22 protein-coding genes are annotated in these 22516 nt (G+C 59.4%); 16 read left to right on the plus strand and 6 right to left on the minus strand.

Annotated elements, in window-relative coordinates; all coding sequences use genetic code 11:
* Positions 1 to 25: 25 nt before the first annotated feature.
* The 4 genes from serA to Q1A75_RS01790 all read left to right on the plus strand — a co-directional run bounded on the left by serA (position 26) and on the right by Q1A75_RS01790 (position 3904).
* Positions 26 to 1618, plus strand: coding sequence for a phosphoglycerate dehydrogenase (gene serA / locus Q1A75_RS01775; protein WP_299547756.1), 1593 nt, complete (start codon positions 26 to 28; stop codon positions 1616 to 1618).
* 67 nt (positions 1619 to 1685) lie between these two features.
* On the plus strand, positions 1686 to 2447 hold the full coding sequence (locus Q1A75_RS01780) for a Stf0 family sulfotransferase (RefSeq protein WP_299638680.1): 762 nt from the start codon (positions 1686 to 1688) through the stop codon (positions 2445 to 2447).
* A 39-nt stretch (positions 2448 to 2486) separates the two neighbouring features.
* Positions 2487 to 3113 carry a LysE family translocator gene (locus Q1A75_RS01785; RefSeq protein WP_299547761.1) on the plus strand — a complete coding sequence of 209 codons (627 nt, stop codon included), beginning with the start codon at positions 2487 to 2489 and terminating at the stop codon, positions 3111 to 3113.
* Positions 3114 to 3178: 65 nt separating this feature from the next.
* Positions 3179 to 3904: a metallophosphoesterase family protein gene (locus Q1A75_RS01790; protein ID WP_299547764.1), complete on the plus strand. Its 726-nt coding sequence runs from the start codon at positions 3179 to 3181 to the stop codon at positions 3902 to 3904.
* Positions 3905 to 4254: 350 nt separating this feature from the next.
* On the opposite strand, the gene tdh is transcribed toward Q1A75_RS01790, so the two are convergent.
* The 3 genes from tdh to Q1A75_RS01805 all read right to left on the minus strand — a co-directional run bounded on the left by tdh (position 4255) and on the right by Q1A75_RS01805 (position 7137).
* Entirely contained in the window at positions 4255 to 5292 is a 1038-nt protein-coding gene (gene tdh, locus Q1A75_RS01795) for an L-threonine 3-dehydrogenase (protein WP_299547767.1), read from the minus strand.
* Positions 5292 to 6476, minus strand: coding sequence for a glycine C-acetyltransferase (locus Q1A75_RS01800; RefSeq protein WP_299547770.1), 1185 nt, complete (start codon positions 6474 to 6476; stop codon positions 5292 to 5294). Before Q1A75_RS01800 ends, tdh begins: the two co-directional genes overlap by 1 nt.
* Positions 6477 to 6576: 100 nt before the next feature.
* Positions 6577 to 7137 (minus strand): XRE family transcriptional regulator, encoded by a 561-nt coding sequence (locus tag Q1A75_RS01805; RefSeq protein ID WP_299547773.1) that lies wholly within the window; start codon positions 7135 to 7137, stop codon positions 6577 to 6579.
* A gap of 97 nt (positions 7138 to 7234) precedes the next feature.
* Here Q1A75_RS01805 and Q1A75_RS01810 point away from each other — a divergent pair, with 97 nt between their 5' ends.
* Complete coding sequence (locus Q1A75_RS01810; protein WP_299547776.1) at positions 7235 to 8416, plus strand: acetyl-CoA C-acyltransferase family protein; 1182 nt, start codon at positions 7235 to 7237, stop codon at positions 8414 to 8416.
* A 60-nt stretch (positions 8417 to 8476) separates the two neighbouring features.
* On the opposite strand, the gene ubiB is transcribed toward Q1A75_RS01810, so the two are convergent.
* Complete coding sequence (ubiB, locus tag Q1A75_RS01815) at positions 8477 to 10009, minus strand: 2-polyprenylphenol 6-hydroxylase (RefSeq protein ID WP_299547779.1); 1533 nt, start codon at positions 10007 to 10009, stop codon at positions 8477 to 8479.
* A 64-nt stretch (positions 10010 to 10073) separates the two neighbouring features.
* Positions 10074 to 10820 carry a bifunctional demethylmenaquinone methyltransferase/2-methoxy-6-polyprenyl-1,4-benzoquinol methylase UbiE gene (ubiE, locus tag Q1A75_RS01820; protein ID WP_299547782.1) on the minus strand — a complete coding sequence of 249 codons (747 nt, stop codon included), beginning with the start codon at positions 10818 to 10820 and terminating at the stop codon, positions 10074 to 10076.
* Between the two features lie 71 nt (positions 10821 to 10891).
* On the opposite strand from ubiE, the gene Q1A75_RS01825 reads away from it, so the two are divergent.
* From Q1A75_RS01825 to Q1A75_RS01835, 3 genes are all read left to right on the plus strand, one after another.
* Entirely contained in the window at positions 10892 to 11524 is a 633-nt protein-coding gene (locus Q1A75_RS01825) for a hypothetical protein (protein ID WP_299591806.1), read from the plus strand.
* The gene (gene mutM / locus Q1A75_RS01830) at positions 11502 to 12353 is read left to right on the plus strand and encodes a bifunctional DNA-formamidopyrimidine glycosylase/DNA-(apurinic or apyrimidinic site) lyase (RefSeq protein ID WP_299547788.1); all 852 of its coding nucleotides are present in this window, start codon (positions 11502 to 11504) and stop codon (positions 12351 to 12353) included. Before Q1A75_RS01825 ends, mutM begins: the two co-directional genes overlap by 23 nt.
* A 65-nt stretch (positions 12354 to 12418) precedes the next feature.
* Positions 12419 to 13195, plus strand: a complete 777-nt coding sequence (locus Q1A75_RS01835) for an enoyl-CoA hydratase (protein ID WP_299547791.1) — start codon at positions 12419 to 12421, stop codon at positions 13193 to 13195.
* Positions 13196 to 13252: 57 nt separating this feature from the next.
* Here the strand turns inward: Q1A75_RS01835 and Q1A75_RS01840 are convergent, their stop codons facing one another.
* A complete protein-coding gene (locus tag Q1A75_RS01840; protein WP_299547794.1) occupies positions 13253 to 13438 on the minus strand; it encodes a hypothetical protein in 186 nt (61 codons plus the stop codon).
* A 163-nt stretch (positions 13439 to 13601) separates the two neighbouring features.
* Between Q1A75_RS01840 and rpsT the strand changes: the two genes are divergently transcribed.
* The 8 genes from rpsT to Q1A75_RS01880 all read left to right on the plus strand — a co-directional run bounded on the left by rpsT (position 13602) and on the right by Q1A75_RS01880 (position 22486).
* On the plus strand, positions 13602 to 13865 hold the full coding sequence (rpsT, locus tag Q1A75_RS01845; RefSeq protein WP_299203452.1) for a 30S ribosomal protein S20: 264 nt from the start codon (positions 13602 to 13604) through the stop codon (positions 13863 to 13865).
* A gap of 498 nt (positions 13866 to 14363) precedes the next feature.
* Positions 14364 to 15728 carry a chromosomal replication initiator protein DnaA gene (gene dnaA / locus Q1A75_RS01850; protein ID WP_299547798.1) on the plus strand — a complete coding sequence of 455 codons (1365 nt, stop codon included), beginning with the start codon at positions 14364 to 14366 and terminating at the stop codon, positions 15726 to 15728.
* A 169-nt stretch (positions 15729 to 15897) separates the two neighbouring features.
* Entirely contained in the window at positions 15898 to 17016 is a 1119-nt protein-coding gene (gene dnaN, locus Q1A75_RS01855; RefSeq protein ID WP_299547801.1) for a DNA polymerase III subunit beta, read from the plus strand.
* Positions 17017 to 17022: 6 nt separating this feature from the next.
* On the plus strand, positions 17023 to 17448 hold the full coding sequence (locus Q1A75_RS01860; RefSeq protein WP_299547804.1) for a type II toxin-antitoxin system PemK/MazF family toxin: 426 nt from the start codon (positions 17023 to 17025) through the stop codon (positions 17446 to 17448).
* Between the two features lie 127 nt (positions 17449 to 17575).
* Complete coding sequence (recF, locus tag Q1A75_RS01865; protein WP_299547807.1) at positions 17576 to 18682, plus strand: DNA replication/repair protein RecF; 1107 nt, start codon at positions 17576 to 17578, stop codon at positions 18680 to 18682.
* On the plus strand, positions 18679 to 19299 hold the full coding sequence (locus tag Q1A75_RS01870) for a LysE family translocator (protein WP_299547810.1): 621 nt from the start codon (positions 18679 to 18681) through the stop codon (positions 19297 to 19299). Before recF ends, Q1A75_RS01870 begins: the two co-directional genes overlap by 4 nt.
* A gap of 80 nt (positions 19300 to 19379) precedes the next feature.
* Complete coding sequence (gyrB, locus tag Q1A75_RS01875) at positions 19380 to 21797, plus strand: DNA topoisomerase (ATP-hydrolyzing) subunit B (RefSeq protein WP_299547813.1); 2418 nt, start codon at positions 19380 to 19382, stop codon at positions 21795 to 21797.
* Complete coding sequence (locus tag Q1A75_RS01880; RefSeq protein ID WP_299547816.1) at positions 21797 to 22486, plus strand: nitroreductase family protein; 690 nt, start codon at positions 21797 to 21799, stop codon at positions 22484 to 22486. The genes gyrB and Q1A75_RS01880 overlap by 1 nt, the downstream gene beginning before the upstream one ends.
* The last annotated feature ends 30 nt before the right edge of the window (positions 22487 to 22516 follow it).

Here is a 22516-nt window from a genome sequence, read left to right on the forward strand (position 1 = left end):
CCCCGCCACCTGCAAGGACACGAAAATGCCCAAAGTACTCATCTCCGACAAACTCTCCGACGCTGCCGTCCAAATCTTCCGCGACCGCGGGGTCGAGGTCGACTTCGAACCCGATCTCGGCAAGGACAAGGACAAGCTGGCCGAAGTGATCGGCCAGTATGACGGCCTCGCCATCCGGTCGGCGACCAAGGTGACCCCAACGATCCTGAAGAACGCGACCAACCTCAAGGTCATCGGCCGTGCAGGCATCGGCACAGACAACATCGACAAGGACGCGGCCAGCAAAAAGGGCGTGATCGTCATGAACACGCCCTTCGGCAACATGATCACGACAGCCGAGCACGCCATCGCCATGATGTTCGCTGTCGCACGGCAAATTCCCGAAGCCAGCTCCTCCACCCACGCAGGAAAATGGGAAAAGTCCAAGTTCATGGGCACTGAATTGACAGGCAAGACACTCGGTGTGATCGGCGCGGGCAACATCGGCGGCATCGTCTGCGACCGTGCGCGCGGGCTGAAGATGAAAGTCCTCGCCTACGACCCCTTCCTGGGGGAAGAGAAAGCCGACAAGATGGGCGTCGAAAAGGTCGAACTTGAGGACCTGATCAAGCGCGCCGACTTCATCACCCTGCACGTGCCCAAAACCGAGCAGACAGCCAACATGATCACCGCCGAACGCATCGCCATGATGAAACCCGGCGTACGCATCATCAACTGCGCGCGCGGTGGCCTCGTAGACGAAGCGGCTCTCGCCGAAGCGCTCAAATCCGGCCACGTAGCAGGCGCCGCCTTTGACGTCTTCGCCGAAGAACCCGCCAAAGAAAACGCGCTCTTCAATCTGCCCAACGTCGTCGTCACGCCCCACCTCGGCGCCGCCACGACCGAAGCGCAGGAAAACGTCGCCCTGCAGGTGGCCGAGCAGATGGCGAACTACCTGCTCACTGGGGCCGTCGAAAACGCACTCAACATGCCATCGGTCACAGCGGAAGAGGCAAAGGTCATGGGCCCTTGGGTCCAGCTGGCCGGTCACTTGGGCAGCTTCACCGGCCAGATGACGGACGAGCCGATCAAGGCGATCAACATCCTCTATGACGGCGTCGTCTCCGAAATGAACCTCGACGCGCTGAACTGCGGCGTGATCGCGGGCATCATGAAGCGCGCCAACCCGGACGTGAACATGGTCTCGGCCCCTGTGGTCGCCAAGGAACGTGGCATCCAGATCAGCACCACGAACCAGGACCAGTCCGGTGCCTTCGAAGGGTACATCAAGATCACCGTCGTCACCGACAAGCGCGAACGCTCCGTCGCGGGCACCGTGTTCTCGGATGGCAAACCACGCTTCATCCAGATCAAGGGCATCAACATCGATGCCGAGATCGGGGCCAACATGCTCTACACCACGAACGAGGACGTGCCGGGCATCATCGGCCTTCTGGGCAACACGATGGGCAAGAACGGCGTGAACATCGCGAACTTTACCCTTGGCCGCGCAGCCATCGCGGGCGAAGCTATCGCGCTGCTTTATGTCGACGATCCGATCCCCACGGACGTGCTGAAAACACTCGAGGGGACAGGCATGTTCACACAGGTCAAACCGCTGGCCTTCGACGTGGCTTGACCCGGGCCTGACGCGCGGGGCAGAGAACACCTCCGCCTTACGATTGTCACCGAACTGAACTAAAGGCATGGGCGATCCATCTTGGAAGACGCCCATGCCAACGCCAAACGCCTACATCCTGTGCACAAGCCCCCGCAGCGGCAGCACACTCCTGTGCGCCCTGCTGCGCGACAGTGGCGTTGCAGGCCACCCGAAATCCTACTTCCACCAACCGGACCTCGCCAAATGGCGCGCGGGCCTCGACCTTGCGCTGGACACACCGCGCCCGGACATCTTTGCCGAAGCCATCGCGCAGGGGCGTGGCGACACGGACATCTTCGGCCTCCGCCTCCAACGCCACAGCGCGCCATTCTTCTTTGACCAAGTGCGTGACGCACACCAGAACGCAACAACAGACAAGGCCGCAGTCGAAGCTCAATTTGGCCCGACTCGCTACATTCACCTGCACCGCAAGGACAAGGTGGCACAGGCCGTATCGCTGGTGCGCGCCAGCCAAAGCGGGCTCTGGCATCGCAACGCGGACGGGTCGGAACTGGAACGCACCGCGCCTCCGCAAACACCACAATACGACCACACCGCCATCGCGCAGGAATTAGAGACTGTCACAAACTATGACACAGCGTGGGAGGATTGGTTCAAGGCGCAAGGCATCGCACCATTGCGGCTCGACTATGACACACTGTCCGCAGATCCCTCGGGGACGCTGGAACAGATTCTCAAAGACCTGAACCTGCCACAGGGCGCACCGGTCCAACCCGCCGTGTCCAAACTCTCCGACGACATCAGCGCAGACTGGATCACCCGCTTCAAATCCGAAACGGACGCCTGAGTGGCTTGCACAACCACGCCCAGCGCCTAAGGTCACCCCATGCCCGGTCTCGACACACTCCTCGCCTTTCTCATCGCCACTGCGATCTTCGCCTACATCCCCGGCCCCGCCATGCTCTACGCGACGGCGCAAACCCTGGCCCGCGGCGCACGCGCCGGGCTGATGGCCGCATTGGGCATCCATGTCGGCGGCTACGTGCACGTGCTGGCGGCGGCCTTTGGTCTTGCCATCCTCTTTGATCTGGTGCCGCCGCTCTATGTCGCGCTGAAGCTGGTCGGTGCCGCCTACCTGATCTGGCTCGGTGTCCAGATGATCCGCACCCGCAACGCCCGGGTAAACGCCACACCGCAAGGCAACCGCGATCCTGTCCGCGCCTTCCGCCAAAGCATGACGGTCGAAATCCTGAACCCGAAAACTGCGCTCTTCTTCGTCGCCTTCCTCCCGCAGTTCTCCGACCCCGCCGCAGCGCTCCCGATCTGGGCGCAACTGCTGATCCTTGGCACGGTGGTAAACATCATCTTCTCCAGCGCAGATCTTGTCTGCGTGGCCCTCGCCCACCGCATATCACGCCTGCTGACGCGCGCAGACCAGGCCACCGCAAAGGCGAAAGCGCTGGGCGGCTCAATCCTTGTGGGCCTTGGCCTGACCGTCGCCCTTGATCGCTAAAGTTCACTCCCAAACACAAACCCCGTAAGGCGGAGGTGTCCTCCGCCCCGCCTGAAAGGCTGCCCATGACACCCACCTATGCCATTGGCGACATCCACGGCCAAAAGGCCGAACTGGACCGCGTCCTGTCCCTGATTGAAGCAGACGGGGGCAAGAACGCACAGATCGTCTTTCTCGGGGACTACACCGACCGGGGACCCGACAGCCGGGCTGTGCTTGATACGTTGATCCAAGGACGGGACGCGGGCAGAAACTGGACCTTCCTCAAGGGCAATCACGACCGCATGTTCGAATGGTTCATGGCCAACCCGATCCGGCACGACCCATATATGATGGTAGAACTCTATTGGCTGCACGACCGGCTGGGCGGCGACACGACACTGGCGTCCTACGGGGTGGATGCCTCGGGACAACGCCGTGAAAAGGACGTGCAAGCTGATGCAAAGGCCGCGGTGCCCCAAAGCCACCTCGACTTCCTGCGAAGCCTTCAACTGACCCACATCGTCGGCGACCTGATGTTCGTGCACGCTGGCATCCGACCCGGTGTGGCACTGACCGATCAGACCGAGGAAGACTTGCTCTGGATCAGGCAGGAATTTCACAACAGCGACGCCGACCACCCAAAACTGATCGTACACGGTCACACGCCCGTCGATACGGCAACGCATTACGGCAACCGGATCAACCTTGATACTGGCGCAGGATATGGCCGCCCCCTGACAGCCGCCGTGTTCGAAGAAGACACAGCTTGGCTTGTGACAGATACGGGACGTCTCCTGCTCAAACCGTAAGGCGGAGGTATCCTCCGCCCCGGCGCATCAAGATGCGCCTTACATCCAATCCTGCTGCACGACTGCGCCCTTGGTCATTCTGCGTCAGTAAGGCGGGGTTCACCCCGCCACTGCCTGCGACACAGCGCCACGGATTAACCTTTCGAATCAGCTATTTAGGCAGAAGGTTCACAAAACACGCAGTTTCGAAGACAAAATGCGCAGTTTCGCCAGACCAATCCGAAACCCACCTGTTTCACCCGTGACAAAGATCGCAGTTTCACTGTCAAAATGCGCAGTTTCGCCAGAAATAGGGCCACATGCGCACCCTACCGTCTATTCAAGTCTCCGGTTAACACAGCGCACGGTGCTCAGGTCCAATCCAGAACAACCTTACCCGAGGACCCCGATTTCATCGCCGCGAACCCGGCCTCGAACTCCGCCGCCTTGAACCGATGCGTGATGACCCCCGACACATCCAGCCCGTTCTGCAGCATCGCGATCATCTTGTACCACGTCTCGAAAATCTCGCGCCCGTAGACACCCTTGATGGTGATCGCCTTGAACACGATCCGGCTCCAATCGACGGGAGATTTTCCGGGCGGAATCCCCAGCATCGCAATGCGCCCACCCATGGTCATCGCCTCGACCATCTGATCCAGCGCAACCTGGTTTCCCGACATCTCAAGACCCACATCAAACCCCTGCGTCATACCCAGCCCAGACACAATCTCAGTCAGATCCTGATGCGCGACATTCACCGGAACCACGTCGGCCACGTGGGTGGCGAGGCCCAGTCGGTCGGCGTTCACATCCGTGATCACCACATGCCGCGCGCCAGCGTGCCGGGCCACGGCAGCGGCCATGATCCCGATCGGACCAGCACCCGTCACCAGCACATCTTCTCCAATCAAATCAAAGGACAAGGCGGTATGCACCGCATTGCCCAACGGGTCCAGAATGGCGCCGATATCGTCGTCGATCTCATCGGGCAAAGGGACCACATTGAACGCGGGCAAGCGCAGATACTCGGCAAAGGCCCCCTGCTCGTTCACCCCGATCCCCCGCGTCGCCGGGTCCAGATGGAACTTGCCCGCTCGGCTCTGGCGGGACGTCTTGCCGATCAGATGCCCCTCACCCGAACACCGCTGCCCGAGGGCCAGACTATCCACATTCCGACCCATATCCACGATCTCACCCGCGAATTCATGTCCGGTGATCAAAGGCGTCGGAACAGTGGCCGAGGCCCACTCATCCCAGTTCCAGATATGAATATCGGTCCCGCAAATCCCGGTTTTCTTCACCCGGATCAGCACGTCATCATGCCCGATCTCCGGCACCGGTGCCTCGACGGACCACAACCCTTCACGGGGATGGGTTTTTTCTAATGCTTTCATCGTGTTGCGCATCAGATCACCCCAACAGCCTTGCCCGCCGTCTCAAACGCAGCCAGCCCAAGATCCAGATCGTCCTGGGTCAAAGCCGCATTCATCTGCGTCCGAATACGCGCCTGCCCACGGGGCACAACGGGGAAGAAGAAGCCCGAGACATAGACACCCTCGTCAAACAACCGCGCCGCCATGTCCTGTGCCAACTGCGCCTCGCCCAACATGACAGGAATAATCGGATGCTCTCCGGGCAGCAGCTCGAACCCCAACCGCTCCAGCCCTGCGCGCCAAAAGGCTGCGTTGTCAAACAACTGCGCGCGCAAATCGTCGCCCTTTTCCACCAAACGAATGGCCTCGATCCCGGCAGCCACAACAGCGGGCGGCAGGGAATTGGAAAACAGGTAGGGCCGCGCACGCTGACGCAACAGGTCAATCACCGGCTGCGGCCCGGCGATGTAGCCCCCAATCGACCCACCCAGCGCCTTGCCCAGCGTGCCGGTCAGAATATCCACATCCACGCCCGCATGGGCCGGGGTGCCTTCACCCTTCGGCCCCATGAACCCGGTCGCATGACAATCATCCACCATCACCAACGCACCGAAATTGCGGGCCAGCGCAGCAATCTCGGGCAGCTTGGCCAGATAGCCGTCCATGGAGAACACACCATCCGTGGCAATCATGATATGCCGCGCACCATCTGCCTTGGCCGCGCGCAGCTGCTTTTCCAGAGAGTCCATGTCGCTGTTGGCATAGCGATAGCGCTTCGCCTTACACAGCCGTATCCCGTCAATGATCGACGCATGGTTCAGTGCGTCCGAGATGACGGCATCCTCCGGTCCCAAGAGCGGTTCGAACAAACCGCCATTCGCGTCGAAACAAGCCGCAAACAGGATTGCATCATCCTTGCCTAGAAAGCGGGCCAAACGCTGCTCCAACTCCCGGTGCAAATCCTGTGTGCCACATATAAACCGGACCGAGGCCATGCCGAACCCGTGTGTGTCCATCGCGCCCTTCGCGGCATCAATCAGAGCGGGGTGATCAGCCAGCCCGAGGTAGTTATTGGCACAAAGGTTCAACACCTCGCGCCCGCCCACGTCGATCCGCCCACCCTGAGGGGAGGTAATCTCGCGCTCGCGCTTCATCATCCCGTCGGCTTCGATCTGGGACAGGGTATCGGTCATGTGGGTCAGAAACGCTTGGGTCATGTCTGATGCTCCTTTGCAGGAAAATCTAACATACCGGAGGTGATTCCGGTAGAGCGGATTTCACAATTGCGGACAAAAATCCGTGAAAGCGGATTTGCGCCTAGGCGTCCTGCACCACCAGGAACGCCCGCGCGGGCCGGTCCGCCTCGATCCGGTGTGGCACATCGGCGGCATAGCGGGCGGTGTCCCCCTGCCCCACTTTCTCTGATGCGCCGCCGCTGGTCACGCGCAGCTTACCCTCGATCACGGTCAGATGCTCGCGCGCGCCGCGGGCGTGGGGTTGGCTGTCCAGAACACCGCCCTCGACAAAGCGTAGTTCATAGACTTCATGCCGCCCGGCTTCTTCAGGTGGGCTGAGAATACGAATGGTGCAGCCCGTACCACGGTTTTCAATACTCGGCACATCCGCCGTGCGCAGCACCTCGATCCGTTTCGCAGCGCCTTCGTCAAGCAAACCAGCAAAATCGACCTGAAGAGCCCGGGTCAGGTTCCAAAGCGTCGCAATCGTGGGCGAAGACTCACCCCGTTCGATCTGGCTCACCATCGACCGGGACACGCCCGACAATTTCGCCACTGCGTCCAAGGATAGCCCCTGCGCCCGCCGCGCATCCTTCAGGCGAGTCGGCAAAAGCGACAATATAGCGTCAGTATTTTCCGTCATGACGGAGTGATGCCAATGCCGTTGCGTCCAAGTCAAGCCCAAGGGGCTGACATGCAGCTGGCCCGCCGTCATATCAGGACACAAAGGGAGGATCATCATGACCCAAGACATCGTACTTCTGGACGGCGCACGCACAGCCATCGGCACCTTTGGCGGATCGCTTGCAGGCACCACACCCATTGACCTTGGCACCGTGGCCGCAAAGGCGGCACTTGAACGGTCGGGAGTCGAGGGCGGACAGATCGGCCATGTCGCCTTTGGTCATGTGATCAACACCGAACCACGGGACATGTACCTGAGCCGCGTCGCAGCCATGCAAGCAGGCGTGCCCGACACGACCCCGGCCATGAATGTGAACCGTCTCTGCGGGTCAGGTGTTCAGGCCATTGTGTCGGTGATTCAGTCTCTAATGCTGGGCGATGCCGACTTTGGCCTTGCGGGCGGGGCCGAGAATATGTCGCGCTCGCCCTTCATCATCCCCAGCCAGCGTTGGGGCGCCAAGATGGGGGACGTGAAAACGCTCGACATGATGCTGGGTGCACTGAATTGCCCCTTTGGCACTGGGCATATGGGCGTGACGGCCGAGAACGTGGCAGCGGAACACGGTATCTCTCGTGACGATCAGGATAGCTTTGCCATGCAAAGCCAGGAGCGTGCGGCAGCCGCCATCGCGGATGGCCGCTTTGCCAGCCAGATCACGCCGGTCGAAGTGAAGATAAAGCGGGACACCGTTGCTTTTGAAGTCGACGAACATCCCAAAGCGACCAGCATGGACGCGCTGGCCGGTCTGCGCCCGGTGTTCCAGAAAGACGGGTCGGTCACTGCGGGCAACGCCTCCGGCATCAATGACGGCGCGGGCGCCGTGGTGCTGGCGACCGCCGACGCCGCCGAGAAGGCAGGCTTGAAACCCAAAGCACGCGTGCTGGGCTATGCCCATGCAGGTGTGCGGCCCGAAGTCATGGGCATCGGCCCCATCCCGGCCGTGCGCAACCTGCTGGAGCGCACCGGCTTGTCCGCTAGTGACTTCGATGTCATCGAATCAAATGAGGCGTTTGCCGCACAGGCCTTGGCCGTCTCCAACGATCTCGGCTTTGATCCCGCCCGCGTGAACCCCAACGGTGGGGCGATTGCTTTGGGTCACCCGGTGGGTGCGACCGGCGCGATCATCACTGTGAAAGCTTTGTATGAGCTGGAGCGGATTGGCGGGTCCAAAGCGCTGATCACCATGTGCATTGGCGGCGGCCAAGGGATTGCATTGGCGATTGAACGGATTGTCTGAGGCAATGGCGGACTGGGGGCCAACCCCCAGACCCCCGAGGTATTTTCAGCCAGAAGAAGATCAGATCAGTGCTTCGACCAGCAGGGTCAGGCCACCGCCCAACAGCAGGCCACCGACAAGCGCCACGGTGATCCAGCGCCAGAAACCACGGCGTTTTGCCGGGGTCGGATTTGACTGCGCGATGAGCGCCTGTTCGACGAGGCGTGGCAAGCGCGGCCCGAACCGGGTCAGAACGCGCGCCGTGTTGTAGAGATCATTGACCACTGCACGAGGGCCGATGGATTTCTGAATGTAGTCCGTCACGACCGGTGACGCGACTTGCCAGATGTTCATGTTGGGATTGAGCGACCGCGCGACCCCTTCGACCACCACCATGGTGCGTTGCAGCAAAATAAGTTCGGTCCGAGTTTCCATACCGAAGCGCTCGGTCACTTCGAACAGGTAGGCCAGCAAACGGCCCATCGAGATTTTGGATGCGTCCATACCAAAGATCGGCTCGCCCACCGCGCGCAGGGCGCGGGCGAATTCATCGACATCCTTGTCGGCAGGCACATAACCGGCTTCGAAGTGTACCTCTGCCACGCGCTTGTAGTCCTTGCGGATGAAACCAAAAAGGATCTGGGCATAGACCCGGCGGGTGTATTCATCAATGTGCCCCATGATCCCGAAATCATAGGCGATGATATCGCCATTGGGCGCAACCTTGAGGTTGCCCTGGTGCATGTCGGCGTGGAAATAACCGTCGCGCAGGGCGTGCAGCAGAAACAGCTTCAGGACCCGTTCGCTGAGGTCGACGCGGTTGTGCCCTGCAGCATCGATGGCTTCATTGTCACCCATGGGGACACCATCCGCCCATTCGAGCGTCATCACCCGGCGACCCGAATACTCCCATCGGATCTTGGGCAGTGTGAACCCTTCATCCTTTTCGGTATTGGCCGCGAATTCACCGGCAGCCGAGGATTCGAGGCGCAGGTCCAGTTCGCCCTGCACAACACCGTCGAAATGCGCGATCACATCCATCGGCTTGAGGCGACGTGCCCCGGGAGCAAACAGTTCGACAATCTTGGCCGCGAAATAGAAGGCGTCGATGTCCTTCTGGAACGCTTTTTCGATGCCGGGGCGCAGGACCTTGACCGCGACGAACCTATCCTCGTCCGCCAGCTTGGCCTTGTGGACCTGCGCGATGGAGGCTGCGGCAACCGGTTCGCTGAATTCTGAGAACAGCTTGTCAGTCGACACTCCCAGCTCGCGCTCGACCTCGGCCTTGGCATCAGTGGCCGCGAAGGGGGGAAGCTTGTCTTGCAGAACACGCAATTGAACAGCCAGTTCGTCACCCACCACGTCAGGTCGGGTCGACAGGATCTGGCCGAACTTAATGTAGGCCGGGCCCAGCGCCGTCAGAGCGCGGATGGCCGGGGGCATCGACGGATCGCCCTTGTAGCCCAACCAGCGGAAGGGCTTGGCCATGGCCTTGGCGACGAAGCGCAGGACGGGAGGAGCTTCGAAGGCATCAAGCACCACGTTCATGGCCCCAGCCCGTTCAAGGGTCGCACCCGTACGGATCAGGCGGATAATATTATGCGGGCCCCTCATGGGTTTGTCCCCGCGGGGACACTTGCGCTTAACGCATCTTTAACCACAAGATATTGAAAAATCATCAGATTTTCCACCCGGAGTGTAGGCAGGCGACGCCCATCGTCAGATTGCGGTACTTGGCGTTCTCGAAACCGGCATCTCTTATCATGGACAGGAACGTGTCCTGATCCGGGAACTTACGGATGGATTCGACAAGGTACTGGTAGCTGTCGCGGTCATTCGCGATCATCTGGCCCATGCGCGGGATCACGTTGAAACTGTAGAGGTCATAGAGCTTCTGCATCCCTTCATTCGGCAGCTGGCTGAACTCCAGCACCATCAGGCGACCGCCGGGTTTCAGGACGCGATAGGCCTCGGCCAATGCATCCTGCGGGCGGGTCACGTTCCGAATGCCGAAGCTGATCGTATAGACGTCGAACGTGTTGTCCTCGAACGGCAGGGCCATCGCGTCGCCCACCACCCAATCAAGACTGTCGGCCATCTTGTCCGCCTCGGCCCGCTTGCGGCCTTCGACCAGCATGGGTTCGGTCAGGTCCAGCACGGTTGCGTGACCGTAACCGGCACGTTTGAGAAACTTGAACGAGATGTCGCCAGTGCCGCCCGCCACATCAAGCAGCTTTTGACCTGGGCGCGGGACCAGCCAGTCCACCATCGCCTCTTTCCAGATGCGGTGGATGCCGACGCTCATCATGTCGTTCATAATGTCGTATTTGCTGGCGACCGAGTTGAAGACCCCCTGCACACGCCCGGCCTTTTCCCCCTCGGGAACGGTTTCAAACCCGAAATGCGTGGTTTTGTCATCGGTCATGGGAAGAGGCGTCTTTCTGTTTTGTCAGGCCTTGTTATAGGCCGCTTCTGGGCATACACAACGTAGCCCTTTTGACGCAGGAGCAGGAGATGTCGCTTAAACGGTCGATCTGGCTATTGCTCGGAATATTATCGATTTCTGCGCCAGTCTTTTGGTGGAATGGATCGAACACACCCATTTGGATTGCACTACCAATGATACTGTTCACGGTTGGGGCGTTTACAAACTTCCTTTACGCCCTTTTGGATCAAGGGCGGGACACTCCACGCACGCTCTCTGATGGGTCCAAGTTGAGCCGTCTGGGCTGGGGCGCACGTATCGTCATTTTTGCCGGCGGCGTGCTGTGCTTCGTGAGTGCCACCGCTCTTTTTCTGGTTTGGTACGCAGAACTAACTTTGCTTCGAGCAAGTGCTTCCTTTTCGATCGGCATATGCGGAGGCTATCTCTTCCTTGTGGGCCTGCGAGCGCATGTACGCTGGGATGATGAAACGATTGCGGCTGTTGGTTTTGGTGGGTTGCGCCAGCACAAACGTGCATGGAGCAACCTTGCAGATATCATGACCGTCTCAGGCCCATACACTGCGAGTTTGATGTTTCGTGATGGGCATGAAATGCCTATCTCAGACTTCTGCGAAGGTCAGAAACACATCCTGATCGCTGCCCGACGAAAGAAAGCCGAATATGCCCGAACTGCCGGAAGTTGAGACTGTTCGCCGGGGATTGGCCCCGACGATGGAAGGGGCCGTTGTCGCGCGGGCGGATGTGAATCGGCCTGATCTGCGGTGGCCGTTTCCTGAGAAGATGGCAGAGCGATTGACCGGGTGCCGTGTGTTGGGGCTGAGGCGGCGGTCGAAATATATTTTGGCCGATCTGGGCAGCGGTGAGACGCTGCTGATCCATCTGGGGATGTCGGGGCGGATGCTGGTTTCCGGTGATCCATTGGGCGTGTTTGTGCATGAACATCCGGCACCCGAGAAACACGACCATGTGGTACTGCATATGGACAATGGTGCACGCATCACCTTCAACGATCCGCGACGCTTCGGGGCGATGGACCTTTTGGACACAGCCACTGCAGATCAGCACAAGCTGCTGGCTGTCTTAGGGCCGGAACCGCTGGGTAATGCGTTCAACGAGGATCATCTGATCGCCGCCTTTGAGGGCAAAAACACGCCCGTGAAATCAGCACTTCTGGATCAGAGAATCGTCGCGGGATTGGGCAACATCTATGTCTGCGAGGCGTTGTACCGGGCGGGCATCTCGCCCGCACGCAAGGCCGGGGGGATTGCAAAACCGCGTGTGGCCGCCCTTGTCCCGATCATCCGTGACGTGCTGGCCGAAGCGATCGAGGCCGGCGGTTCATCCCTGCGCGATTTCCGTCAAGCCGATGGAGAGCTTGGGTATTTTCAGCATCGGTTTGATGTTTATGGGCGCGAGGGAGAACCTTGCCGCACCCCGGGGTGTTCCCACGAGGTGACGCGCATTGTGCAGTCAGGGCGGTCGTCTTTCTACTGCAGGTCGTGCCAATCTTAGCTTGAAACGGCCCCCGCCCGTGATAAGCGTTACCAACTGAAACACAACAAACCAAAGGCAGACCCATGGCCTATGAGACGATCATCGTCGAAGTAGAAAACCACATCGCGAAGGTCACCCTGAACCGTCCCGATGCGCTGAATGCCCTGAATGATCAACTGCTGTCGGAACTGGCCGACGCGCTGGGCGGTTGCCAGGCCAATGACAAGGTGCGCTGCATCGTCATCACCGGGTCGGAAAAGGCATTCGCCGCCGGGGCCGACATCGCGATGATGAAGGACAAATCTTATACCGAAGTGTTCACCGAGGATCTGTTTGGCCCCGAAACCGACGCCATTGTGCGCGTGCGCAAGCCTATGATTGCTGCCGTCAGCGGCTATGCGCTGGGCGGTGGCTGCGAGCTGGCGATGATGTGCGATTTCATCATTGCGTCCGACACTGCCAAGTTCGGCCAGCCCGAGATCAACCTGGGCGTCATGGCAGGCATCGGCGGCACGCAGCGCCTGACCCGTGCTGTGGGCAAGGCCAAGGCGATGGACATGAGCCTGACAGGCCGCTTCATGGACGCGGAAGAAGCCGAACGGTCCGGACTGGTCAGCCGTGTGGTTCCAGCCAAGAAGCTGATGGACGAAGCGATGAGCGCGGCCGAGAAGATCGCCGAGAAGTCGATGATTTCCGTTATGGCCGTAAAGGAAGCGGTGAACCGGTCGTTCGAGACACCGCTGCGCGAGGGGCTGCTGTTCGAACGCCGCGTGTTCCATTCGCTCTTTGCCACCGAGGACCAGAAGGAAGGCATGACCGCGTTCCTTGAAAAACGCGAAGCGCAATTCCGCGACCGGTAAGTTCCGTGCAGGATGCGGTTACATCATCCTGCACGGGCTGTCGTTTCATGGTGCACGTTATTTTTGGTTGGCGCCCCTGATCAGGCGAAGCGATGCACGGACTTTGCGCCAGTCTTGCGCCTCGTTCATTTTCCCGGCTTCGATTGCAATCCGTTCGCGTTGCGCAACCTCGGCTTCGGCCTTGTCACCATGGGCGCGATACAGGGCATGCGCATACTGAGAAGTGGCCAAGGGTTGTGTCATGTCGTCCTCCGTCAGATTCTCGCTATGGTGGACCATAGCACATCGCGACAGCGTTTTCTTGATTCAAAGCAAGTGTACTGGACGGGCCGTTGACTCTGGTTTGCAAACGGCCTATCTGCGCGGCTTCTGAAACTACCGCACCAATAGATTGGGACGAGATAAAATGGCAAATTCGCCTCAGGCCAAGAAGCGGGCCCGTCAAAACGAAAAACGCTTCCAAGTGAACAAGGCGCGTCGTTCGCGCATTCGCACATATCTGCGCCAGGTCGAAGAGGCGATTGCCTCGGGTGACAAAGACGCGGCATCTGCAGCCCTTAAAGTCGCACAGCCCGAGTTGATGCGTGGCGTCACCAAGGGTGTGTACCACAAGAATACTGCGTCGCGGAAAATGTCGCGCTTGTCTGCACGGGTCAAAGCGCTGGGATAATTCCCCCGTAGCGAGAAGACACAAAGCGTCGCATTTTTGCGGCGCTTTTTTTGTTTTTCCTATGAAAACAAGGGTCGCACAGATTCTTTTTTCAGAATCCCTGAGTCAAGTTTTAAGTTCTGTGGACGGCGCGCTCACGAACTTGCTACCAACCTCAGGCGAGTCGATAGACCGCCTTGGGGGGACAGGCCAGAGATCAACGTGCACGGTACGCATGAGGTGTCTGGGTAGGGGATGGCACATGTGGTCTGAACCGATTTGGTGCGTGGCCTTTGCCATTGCCCGACCTGTCAAAAATATTTGGTGTGCGGACGGCACGTGCGGAAAACCCGGCTAACACGGGAACGGCATGTGCCAAATCTGTAAATATCCGAATGGATCAAAGCTACGCCGTTGGCAGTGGCAGTGTTTTGATTGCCTTGAGACTTGGGACGGGCTGATCCGGCGAGCCAATGATCGTCGGGGGTTTGAAATGGCAGAAGGGATGGTTGTTAGCGCATGACACAAGAAAAATGGGGACAGCTGAGACAACGGCTGCTCAAGACGGTAGGCCAGAACAACTACACAACATGGATCGAGCCACTGCAGTTCAGGGATCTGCAAGATGGCATGGCGATATTTGACGTACCCACGAACTTTATGGGGAACTACGTCAGCCAGAATTTCTCGGACCTCATTCTACACGAGCTGAAATCAGAGGATGACAGCATCCGCCGCCTGAGCTTTGCCGTGGCGGCCAACTCGCAAAACCGCCCGTCAGCCGTCGATACACCCGCGGCTGAACCTGTGATGTCAGCCGCCGGGAGATCAGCCCGCTCTGCATTGTCCGCTGCGCCGCTCGACAAGCGCTTTACCTTTGACAGCTTCGTTGTCGGCAAACCGAACGAATTGGCCCATGCCGCCGCCAAGCGCGTTGCGGAAGGTGGCCCTGTCACCTTCAACCCGCTGTTTCTGTACGGTGGCGTCGGCCTTGGTAAGACCCACCTGATGCACGCCATCGCGTGGGAGCTTCAAACCCGCCGTCCGGACCTGAATGTTCTGTACCTGTCTGCCGAACAATTCATGTATCGTTTTGTGCAGGCATTGCGCGATCGCAAGATGATGGACTTCAAGGAAATGTTCCGTTCTGTCGACGTGCTGATGGTGGACGATGTCCAATTCATCGCGGGCAAGGACAGCACACAGGAAGAGTTCTTTCACACCTTCAATGCACTGGTAGACCAGAACAAGCAGATCATCATCAGCGCTGACCGCGCCCCGGGTGAGATCAAGGACTTGGAAGAGCGCGTGAAGTCCCGCCTGCAATGCGGGCTGGTCGTTGACCTGCACCCGACCGACTACGAACTGCGTCTTGGCATCCTGCAGTCGAAAGTCGAACAGCAGATGGCCACCTATCCGGACCTCAAGGTTGAGGATGGTGTGCTCGAGTTCCTGGCCCACCGCATCTCGACCAACGTGCGCGTTCTCGAAGGTGCGCTGACGCGTTTGTTTGCCTTTGCATCCCTTGTTGGGCGCAAGATCGATATGGACCTGACGCAGGATTGTCTGGCGGACGTGCTGCGCGCATCCGAGCGCAAGATCACTGTCGAGGAGATCCAGCGCAAAGTGTCCGAGCACTACAACATTCGCCTGTCCGACATGATTGGCCCCAAGCGCCTGCGCGCCTATGCCCGCCCACGTCAGGTGGCGATGTATCTGGCCAAGCACATGACATCCCGCAGCCTGCCCGAGATTGGCCGCCGCTTCGGCGGACGCGACCACACCACTGTCATGCATGGTGTGCGCCGTATCGAAGAGCTGAAGCAGTCGGATGGTCAGATTGCCGAGGATCTGGAGCTGCTGCGCCGGTCGCTCGAGGCATAAAGCTGCCGCATTTGAATCACAGGGCGTCCTTTGGGGGCGCCCTTTTTCGTTTTCGCGGGCGCCGTGCCTTGACGCCGCCGCGCAGGCACCCGACAAGCAATAAAGTGCTTGTGAAGTGCAGCGGTTGGGCTAGTCTGCCCGTCCCGGTGCCAAGGTGGGGAGACGGACCATGAAGATCAGTGTCGAACGCGGTGTGCTGCTGAAAGCGGTGAGCCAGGCCCAATCCGTGGTCGAGCGTCGCAACACCATTCCGATCCTTGCCAACGTGCTGATCGAAGTCGAAGGGTCTGATGTGACGTTCCGCGCGACCGATCTGGATATCGAGGTGGTCGACAAGGCCCCCGCCCAAGTGGAACGCGCCGGTGCCACGACGGTAGCCGCGACGACCCTGCACGAGATCGTGCGCAAACTGCCCGATGGGGCACTTGTCACCTTGACCGCTGATACCGCCGCTGGCCGCTTGACGGTCGAAGCCGGACGCTCGAACTTTTCCCTCGCGACCCTGCCCAAGGAAGATTTTCCGGTCATGGCGTCGTCTGAATACGCCTCGAACTTCTCGGTCGACGCGCCAAAGCTGCGCCGCCTGTTCGACAAATCGAAATTTGCAATCTCGACCGAAGAGACGCGGTACTACCTAAACGGGGTCTACATGCACATCGCGGATGGCGATGACGGCAAAGCCCTGCGCTGCGTGGCCACCGACGGCCACCGTCTGGCCCGCATTGACAGCGAATTGCCTGACGGGGCGGCTGACATGCCCGGCGTGATCGTCCCGCGCAAGACCGTGGGTGAGCTGCGCAAGCTGCTGGACGATGACGACATGAAAATCGCCGTGTCAGTGTCGGAAACCAAAGTACGCTTTGCCACGCCCGACATCACACTGACATCGAAGGTGATCGACGGCACTTTCCCGGACTACACGCGCGTCATTCCCGTGGGCAACACCCGCAAGATGGAAGTGGATGCCTCGGATTTTGCAAAGGCTGTGGACCGTGTGGCGACCGTATCATCCGAACGCTCGCGTGCGGTGAAGCTGCAACTGGATGAGGACCGGCTGGTTCTGTCCGTGAATGCCCCTGACAGCGGGGCTGCGGAGGAAGAGTTGGCCGTAGCCTATGGTGACGAGCGGCTCGAGATCGGGTTCAACGCGAAGTACTTGCTTGAGATTGCGTCTCAGGTAGATCGCGAGAACGCGGTCTTCATGTTCAACTCCTCGGGTGATCCGACTTTGATGCGGGAAGGTACGGATCAATCGGCAGTCTATGTCGTCATGCCGATGCGCGTCTAAGAATTCGTGCCGATAAAGTACCATCCAAAACCGGGAACAATCGTGCGCGTCAAGTTTGATGCGGCCTTTAAGGTTCCAGAAATGGTGAAACCTCGGCTTTGCGTGGTCGTATCAAAGGCGATTGAAGCCCGTCCGGGGCTGTGTACTGTTGTCCCGCTTAGCACGTCCAAGCCAAATCCGGTCATGGCCTATCACTGTAAAGTGGACCCTGCATTTGAGCTTCCAAAACCCTGGGGTAATCAAGAGAGATGGCTAAAGGGCGATATGATATACGCTGTCGGATTTCACAGGGTGGAGCTATTGCGGCTCGGAAAGGATGAAAATGGCCGACGAATGTATCAAACCGCGCGATTGGAAGCTACAGAATTTAGAAAAATTCAGGCTTGCATTTTACACGGTTTAGGTATGCAGCATTTGACAAAGCTGTTGTGATTCCCCATGTAGAGATCGTGGCGGCTCTGCATAGCATCCGTTTTCAAGACCCCGTAAGGGGCCATTGGGCCATCTGGCGAACTTCAAGCCACGGCCCAGTGTCGATGAGGCGAAGGTAGAGATACTAGTGGCTGCCTCCCTTTTTGTCTCATCTTTGACCCTTTCCCATTTTCGGTCGCACAAGCTGGCCCGGCTGGAGTTGGATGCCCGACCTGTCGCTATTTTTGGGCCGAATGGGGCGGGCAAGACCAATATTCTTGAGGCCGTCTCGCTGTTTTCACCGGGTCGGGGCCTGCGTCGATCTTCGGCAGAGGATATGACCCGGCGGCCCGAGGCCCTTGGCTGGAAGCTGTCCGGAGTTCTGCATTCCTTGCAGCAGGTGCATGAGGTCGAGACTTGGTCCGAAGGTGGGGCCGCACGGCAGGTGAAGATTGATGGCAAGGCTGCCCCGCAGACCGCTTTGGGCCGGATTGCCCGCGTGCTGTGGCTGATCCCCTCCATGGACCGGCTTTGGATAGAAGGGGCTGAGGGACGGCGGCGGTTTCTGGATCGGATGACCCTGTCTTTCATCCCCGATCATGCGCAGGTGTCGTTGGAGTACGAAAAGGCCATGCGCGAGCGGAATCGCCTGCTCAAGGACATGGTGCGTGATCCGCATTGGTATGCGGCGCTGGAACAGCGTATGGCTGAAACGGGCACCGCCATTCATGCCAACCGATTGCGCGCGCTGGATGCGCTGGCAGACGCACAACGCGGTGCACAGACAGCATTTCCTGCGGCGGATTTGACCTTGCAACCGGGTGAACTGGGGATGCCCGAAACCGTCGAGGATGTGCGCACCGTTTTGGCGGATGGACGCAATCGCGATCTGGCAGCGGGTCGGACACTGCTTGGGCCGCATCGTGCTGATTTATATGGAATTTATGCCGCCAAGAACGTGCCTGCCAAAGATTGTTCGACCGGTGAGCAGAAGGCGTTGCTCGTCTCTTTGATCCTCGCCAATGCACGTGCGCTGGCACAGGACTTTGGCGCACCACCTCTGTTGCTGCTGGACGAGGTCGCCGCGCATCTGGACGCGAACCGGCGCGCCGCGCTTTATGACGAGATTTGTGCGCTAGGCGCGCAAGCGTGGATGACCGGGACCGAGACAGAGTTGTTCGACAGTCTGAGTGAGCGGGCGCAATATGTCGAAGTGACCGAAGCGGATAGCGTCAGCACGGTGAGCAGGCCGTGACACTGAGCGCTTGGGACCTCGCGCTCTATGCAGGCGCACTGGCCGTGTTGTTCCTGACGCCTGGGCCCGTCTGGGTCGGACTGATCGCGCGCAGCTTGTCGGGCGGGTTTCAGGCGGCGTGGCCTTTGGCGCTGGGTGTCGTGGTCGGCGATGTGTTGTGGTCGCTTCTGGCCATCTTCGGGATCACCTGGATCCTGTCGATCTATGGCGGCTTTCTGGGTGTCTTGAAGTGGGTTGCTGCGGGGATTTTTCTACTGATGGGCGCGCTCGTGATACGCTCAGCGGACAAGAGCATCGGAACTGACAATCGCCTCACACGCCCCGGTATTTGGGCTGGGTTTCTGGCCGGGCTAGCGGTGATCTTGGGCAATCCGAAGGCTGTTCTGTTCTACATGGGCATGTTGCCAGGGTTCTTTGATCTGACGCGGCTGACAGCGTGGGACGTGGTGACCATCGTGGTCCTGTCGATGATCGTGCCGCTGCTTGGGAACCTCGCCGTGGCCCTGTTCATCGACCGCGCACGGCGCATGGTTTCCTCGCCCCACGCCCTGCGCCGGATGAACCTGATTGCCGGTGCTTTGCTGATCTGTGTGGGCCTGATCATCCCCCTGACCTGAAACGCAAAATCTTGTGTCACTTGCGTGACATCCCCCCTGAAAAACCGTATATTTAGCGCAACCACTCAAGGGGCCCATAAATGGCAGATAACGAGCAAACCCCCGAAGAATACGGCGCGGATTCTATCAAAGTTCTCAAAGGCTTGGAGGCGGTACGGAAGCGTCCGGGCATGTATATCGGTGACACCGATGACGGCAGTGGTCTGCACCACATGGTGTACGAGGTTGTTGACAACGGCATTGACGAGGCTTTGGCCGGTCATGCGGACGCCGTTACGGTGACAATTCACGCGGATTCCAGCGTGTCTGTCAGCGACAATGGGCGCGGGATTCCGGTGGGGATTCACGAGGAAGAAGGCGTGTCTGCGGCCGAGGTCATCATGACCCAGCTGCACGCGGGCGGGAAGTTTGACAGCAACTCGTACAAAGTGTCAGGCGGTCTGCACGGGGTCGGCGTTTCGGTTGTGAACGCCCTGTCGGTCGAGCTGGATCTGCGGATCTGGCGCGACGGCAAAGAGCACGTTGCACGCTTTGCGCATGGCGATACGGTCGAGCATCTGAAGGTGGTCGGTGACGCGGGCGGGCGTACCGGGACTGAAGTGCGCTTCCTTGCCTCGACCGACACGTTTTCGAACCTCGACTATTCATTCGACACGCTGGAAAAGCGCTTGCGCGAACTGGCCTTCCTGAACTCGGGCGTGCGGATCATTCTGGTTGATGAACGGCCTTTGGAAAACCTGCGGTCCGAATTGTTCTACGAGGGCGGCGTACGAGAGTTCGTGAAGTATCTGGACCGGTCCAAATCCTCCGTCATGCCCGAACCGATTTTCATTAACGGTGAAAAGGACGACATCGGCGTCGAAGTCGCGATGTGGTGGAACGACAGCTACCACGAGAACGTGCTGCCGTTCACCAACAACATCCCGCAACGCGATGGCGGCACGCATATGGCGGGCTTTCGTGGCGCTCTGACACGGACGATCAACAACTATGCGCAGTCCAGCGGCATCGCCAAGAAAGAGAAGGTGAACTTCACTGGCGATGACGCCCGCGAGGGGCTGACCTGCGTGCTGTCGGTGAAAGTGCCTGACCCGAAATTCTCATCCCAGACGAAAGACAAGCTCGTGTCGTCCGAAGTGCGCCCGGCGGTCGAAGGTTTGGTGAACGAAAAGCTGGCCGAGTGGTTCGAAGAGAACCCGAACGAGGCCAAGATCATCGTCGGCAAGATCATAGAAGCCGCCCTGGCCCGCGAAGCGGCCCGCAAGGCGCGCGAGCTAACCCGCCGCAAGACGGCGATGGACGTGAACTACCTTGCCGGCAAGCTGAAGGATTGTTCGGAAAAGGACCCAAGCAAGACCGAAGTGTTTCTGGTCGAGGGTGACAGCGCGGGCGGTTCGGCCCAGACAGGACGTGACCGACTTACGCAGGCCGTGCTGCCGTTGCGCGGGAAAATTCTGAACGTCGAACGCGCCCGCTTTGATCGGATGCTGTCGAGCCAAGAGATTGGCAATTTGGTTATGGCCCTCGGCACTGGCATCGGCCGGGACGAATTCGACATCTCGAAGCTGCGCTACCACAAGATTGTCATCATGACCGATGCTGACGTGGACGGTGCACACATCCGGACGCTGCTGCTGACCTTCTTCTACCGGCAGATGCCCGAGCTGATCGAGGGCGGCTACCTCTACATCGCGCAGCCACCGTTGTACAAAGTCGCCCGTGGCAAATCCGAGGTGTATCTGAAGGATCAGGTCGCGCTGGACGATTACCTGGTCGAACAGGGCATCGATGGTGCGATGTTGCGGCAAGGCAATGGCGAAGAGATTATGGGCCAGGACCTTGTCCGCGTGGTCGAGGATGCGCGGCAGCTTAAGCGCGTGCTGCAAGCCTTTCCCACACACTACCCGCGCCACATTCTGGAACAGGCGGCTATTGCAGGTGCGTTTGTCCCCGGTGCGGTTGATGCTGACCTGCAAGGCGTTGCTGACAAGGTGGCTGAGCGGCTGAACCTGATTGCGCTTGAGTGGGAGCGTGGCTGGCAGGGTCGGATTACACAGGACAAGGGCGTACGGCTGGCGCGTATCCTGCGCGGCGTGGAAGAAGTGCGCACGTTGGATGGTCCGATGCTAAGGTCAGGTGAATCACGCAGGACCGGGTCATTTACCCAAGGGCTGCAGGATGTTTATGGCACTCCGGCCACACTGATCCGCAAGGACCGCGTGCAATCCATCATGGGTCCGATGGACCTGCTGAACGCTATTCTAGACGAAGGCGAACGCGGCTTGTCCCTACAACGCTACAAGGGTCTGGGTGAGATGAACCCCGATCAGCTTTGGGAAACCACGCTGGATCCGGACGCGCGCACGCTCTTGCAGGTGCGGGTCGAGGATATGGCAGAAGCTGACGACCTGTTCACCAAACTGATGGGTGATGTGGTCGAACCCCGCCGCGAGTTCATCCAAAAAAACGCTTTAAGCGTCGAGAACCTGGATTTCTGATGTTTTCCAAGGAAAAGCTCGAATATCGCCAAGTGCCCTTGCCCGACAGGCAGGAACTGGATGATGCCGAGATGCTGGAGCGGGTCAAAACCTTTCGCGACTTCTTGGCCCAGCGCCACACTGTCCGGGACTATTCCAAGCGACCGGTGTCCCAAAAGGTGATCGAGGCTTGTGTTGCGGCAGCAGGCACGGCACCGTCGGGTGCCAATCACCAACCCTGGCATTTCGTGGCTATCAGCGATCCGGCCATCAAGCGTCAGATCCGCGAGGCGGCAGAAGAAGAAGAACGCAAGTTCTACGATGGTGGTGCCAGCGACGAATGGATCAAGGCGTTGGAACCCATTGGCACCAATGCAGATAAGCCGCATCTTGAGGATGCGCCGTGGCTGATTGTGGTCTTTGCCCAGCGCTACGGCACCTTTGATGACGGCACACGGTACAAGAATTACTACGTCCCTGAAAGCGTCGGCATTGCGACTGGCATGCTGCTGACGGCCCTACACACGGCGGGACTGGTAACGTTGACCCACACACCGAACCCAATGAAATTCCTGGGCGATCTGCTGGACCGGCCCGACAGCGAAAAGGCCACGATGATCATCGCGGTCGGTCATGCCGCCGATGACGCCACGGTGCCTGCTGTCGCCAAGATCAAGAAGCCGCTGGACGAAATCCTATCAGTCCGCTGACCGCGCCATTCTTGTTTCGTTAACCTGCCC

It is taken from the genome of uncultured Tateyamaria sp. (assembly GCF_947504105.1).
In the GTDB taxonomy this organism is placed as follows: Bacteria; Pseudomonadota; Alphaproteobacteria; order Rhodobacterales; family Rhodobacteraceae; genus Tateyamaria.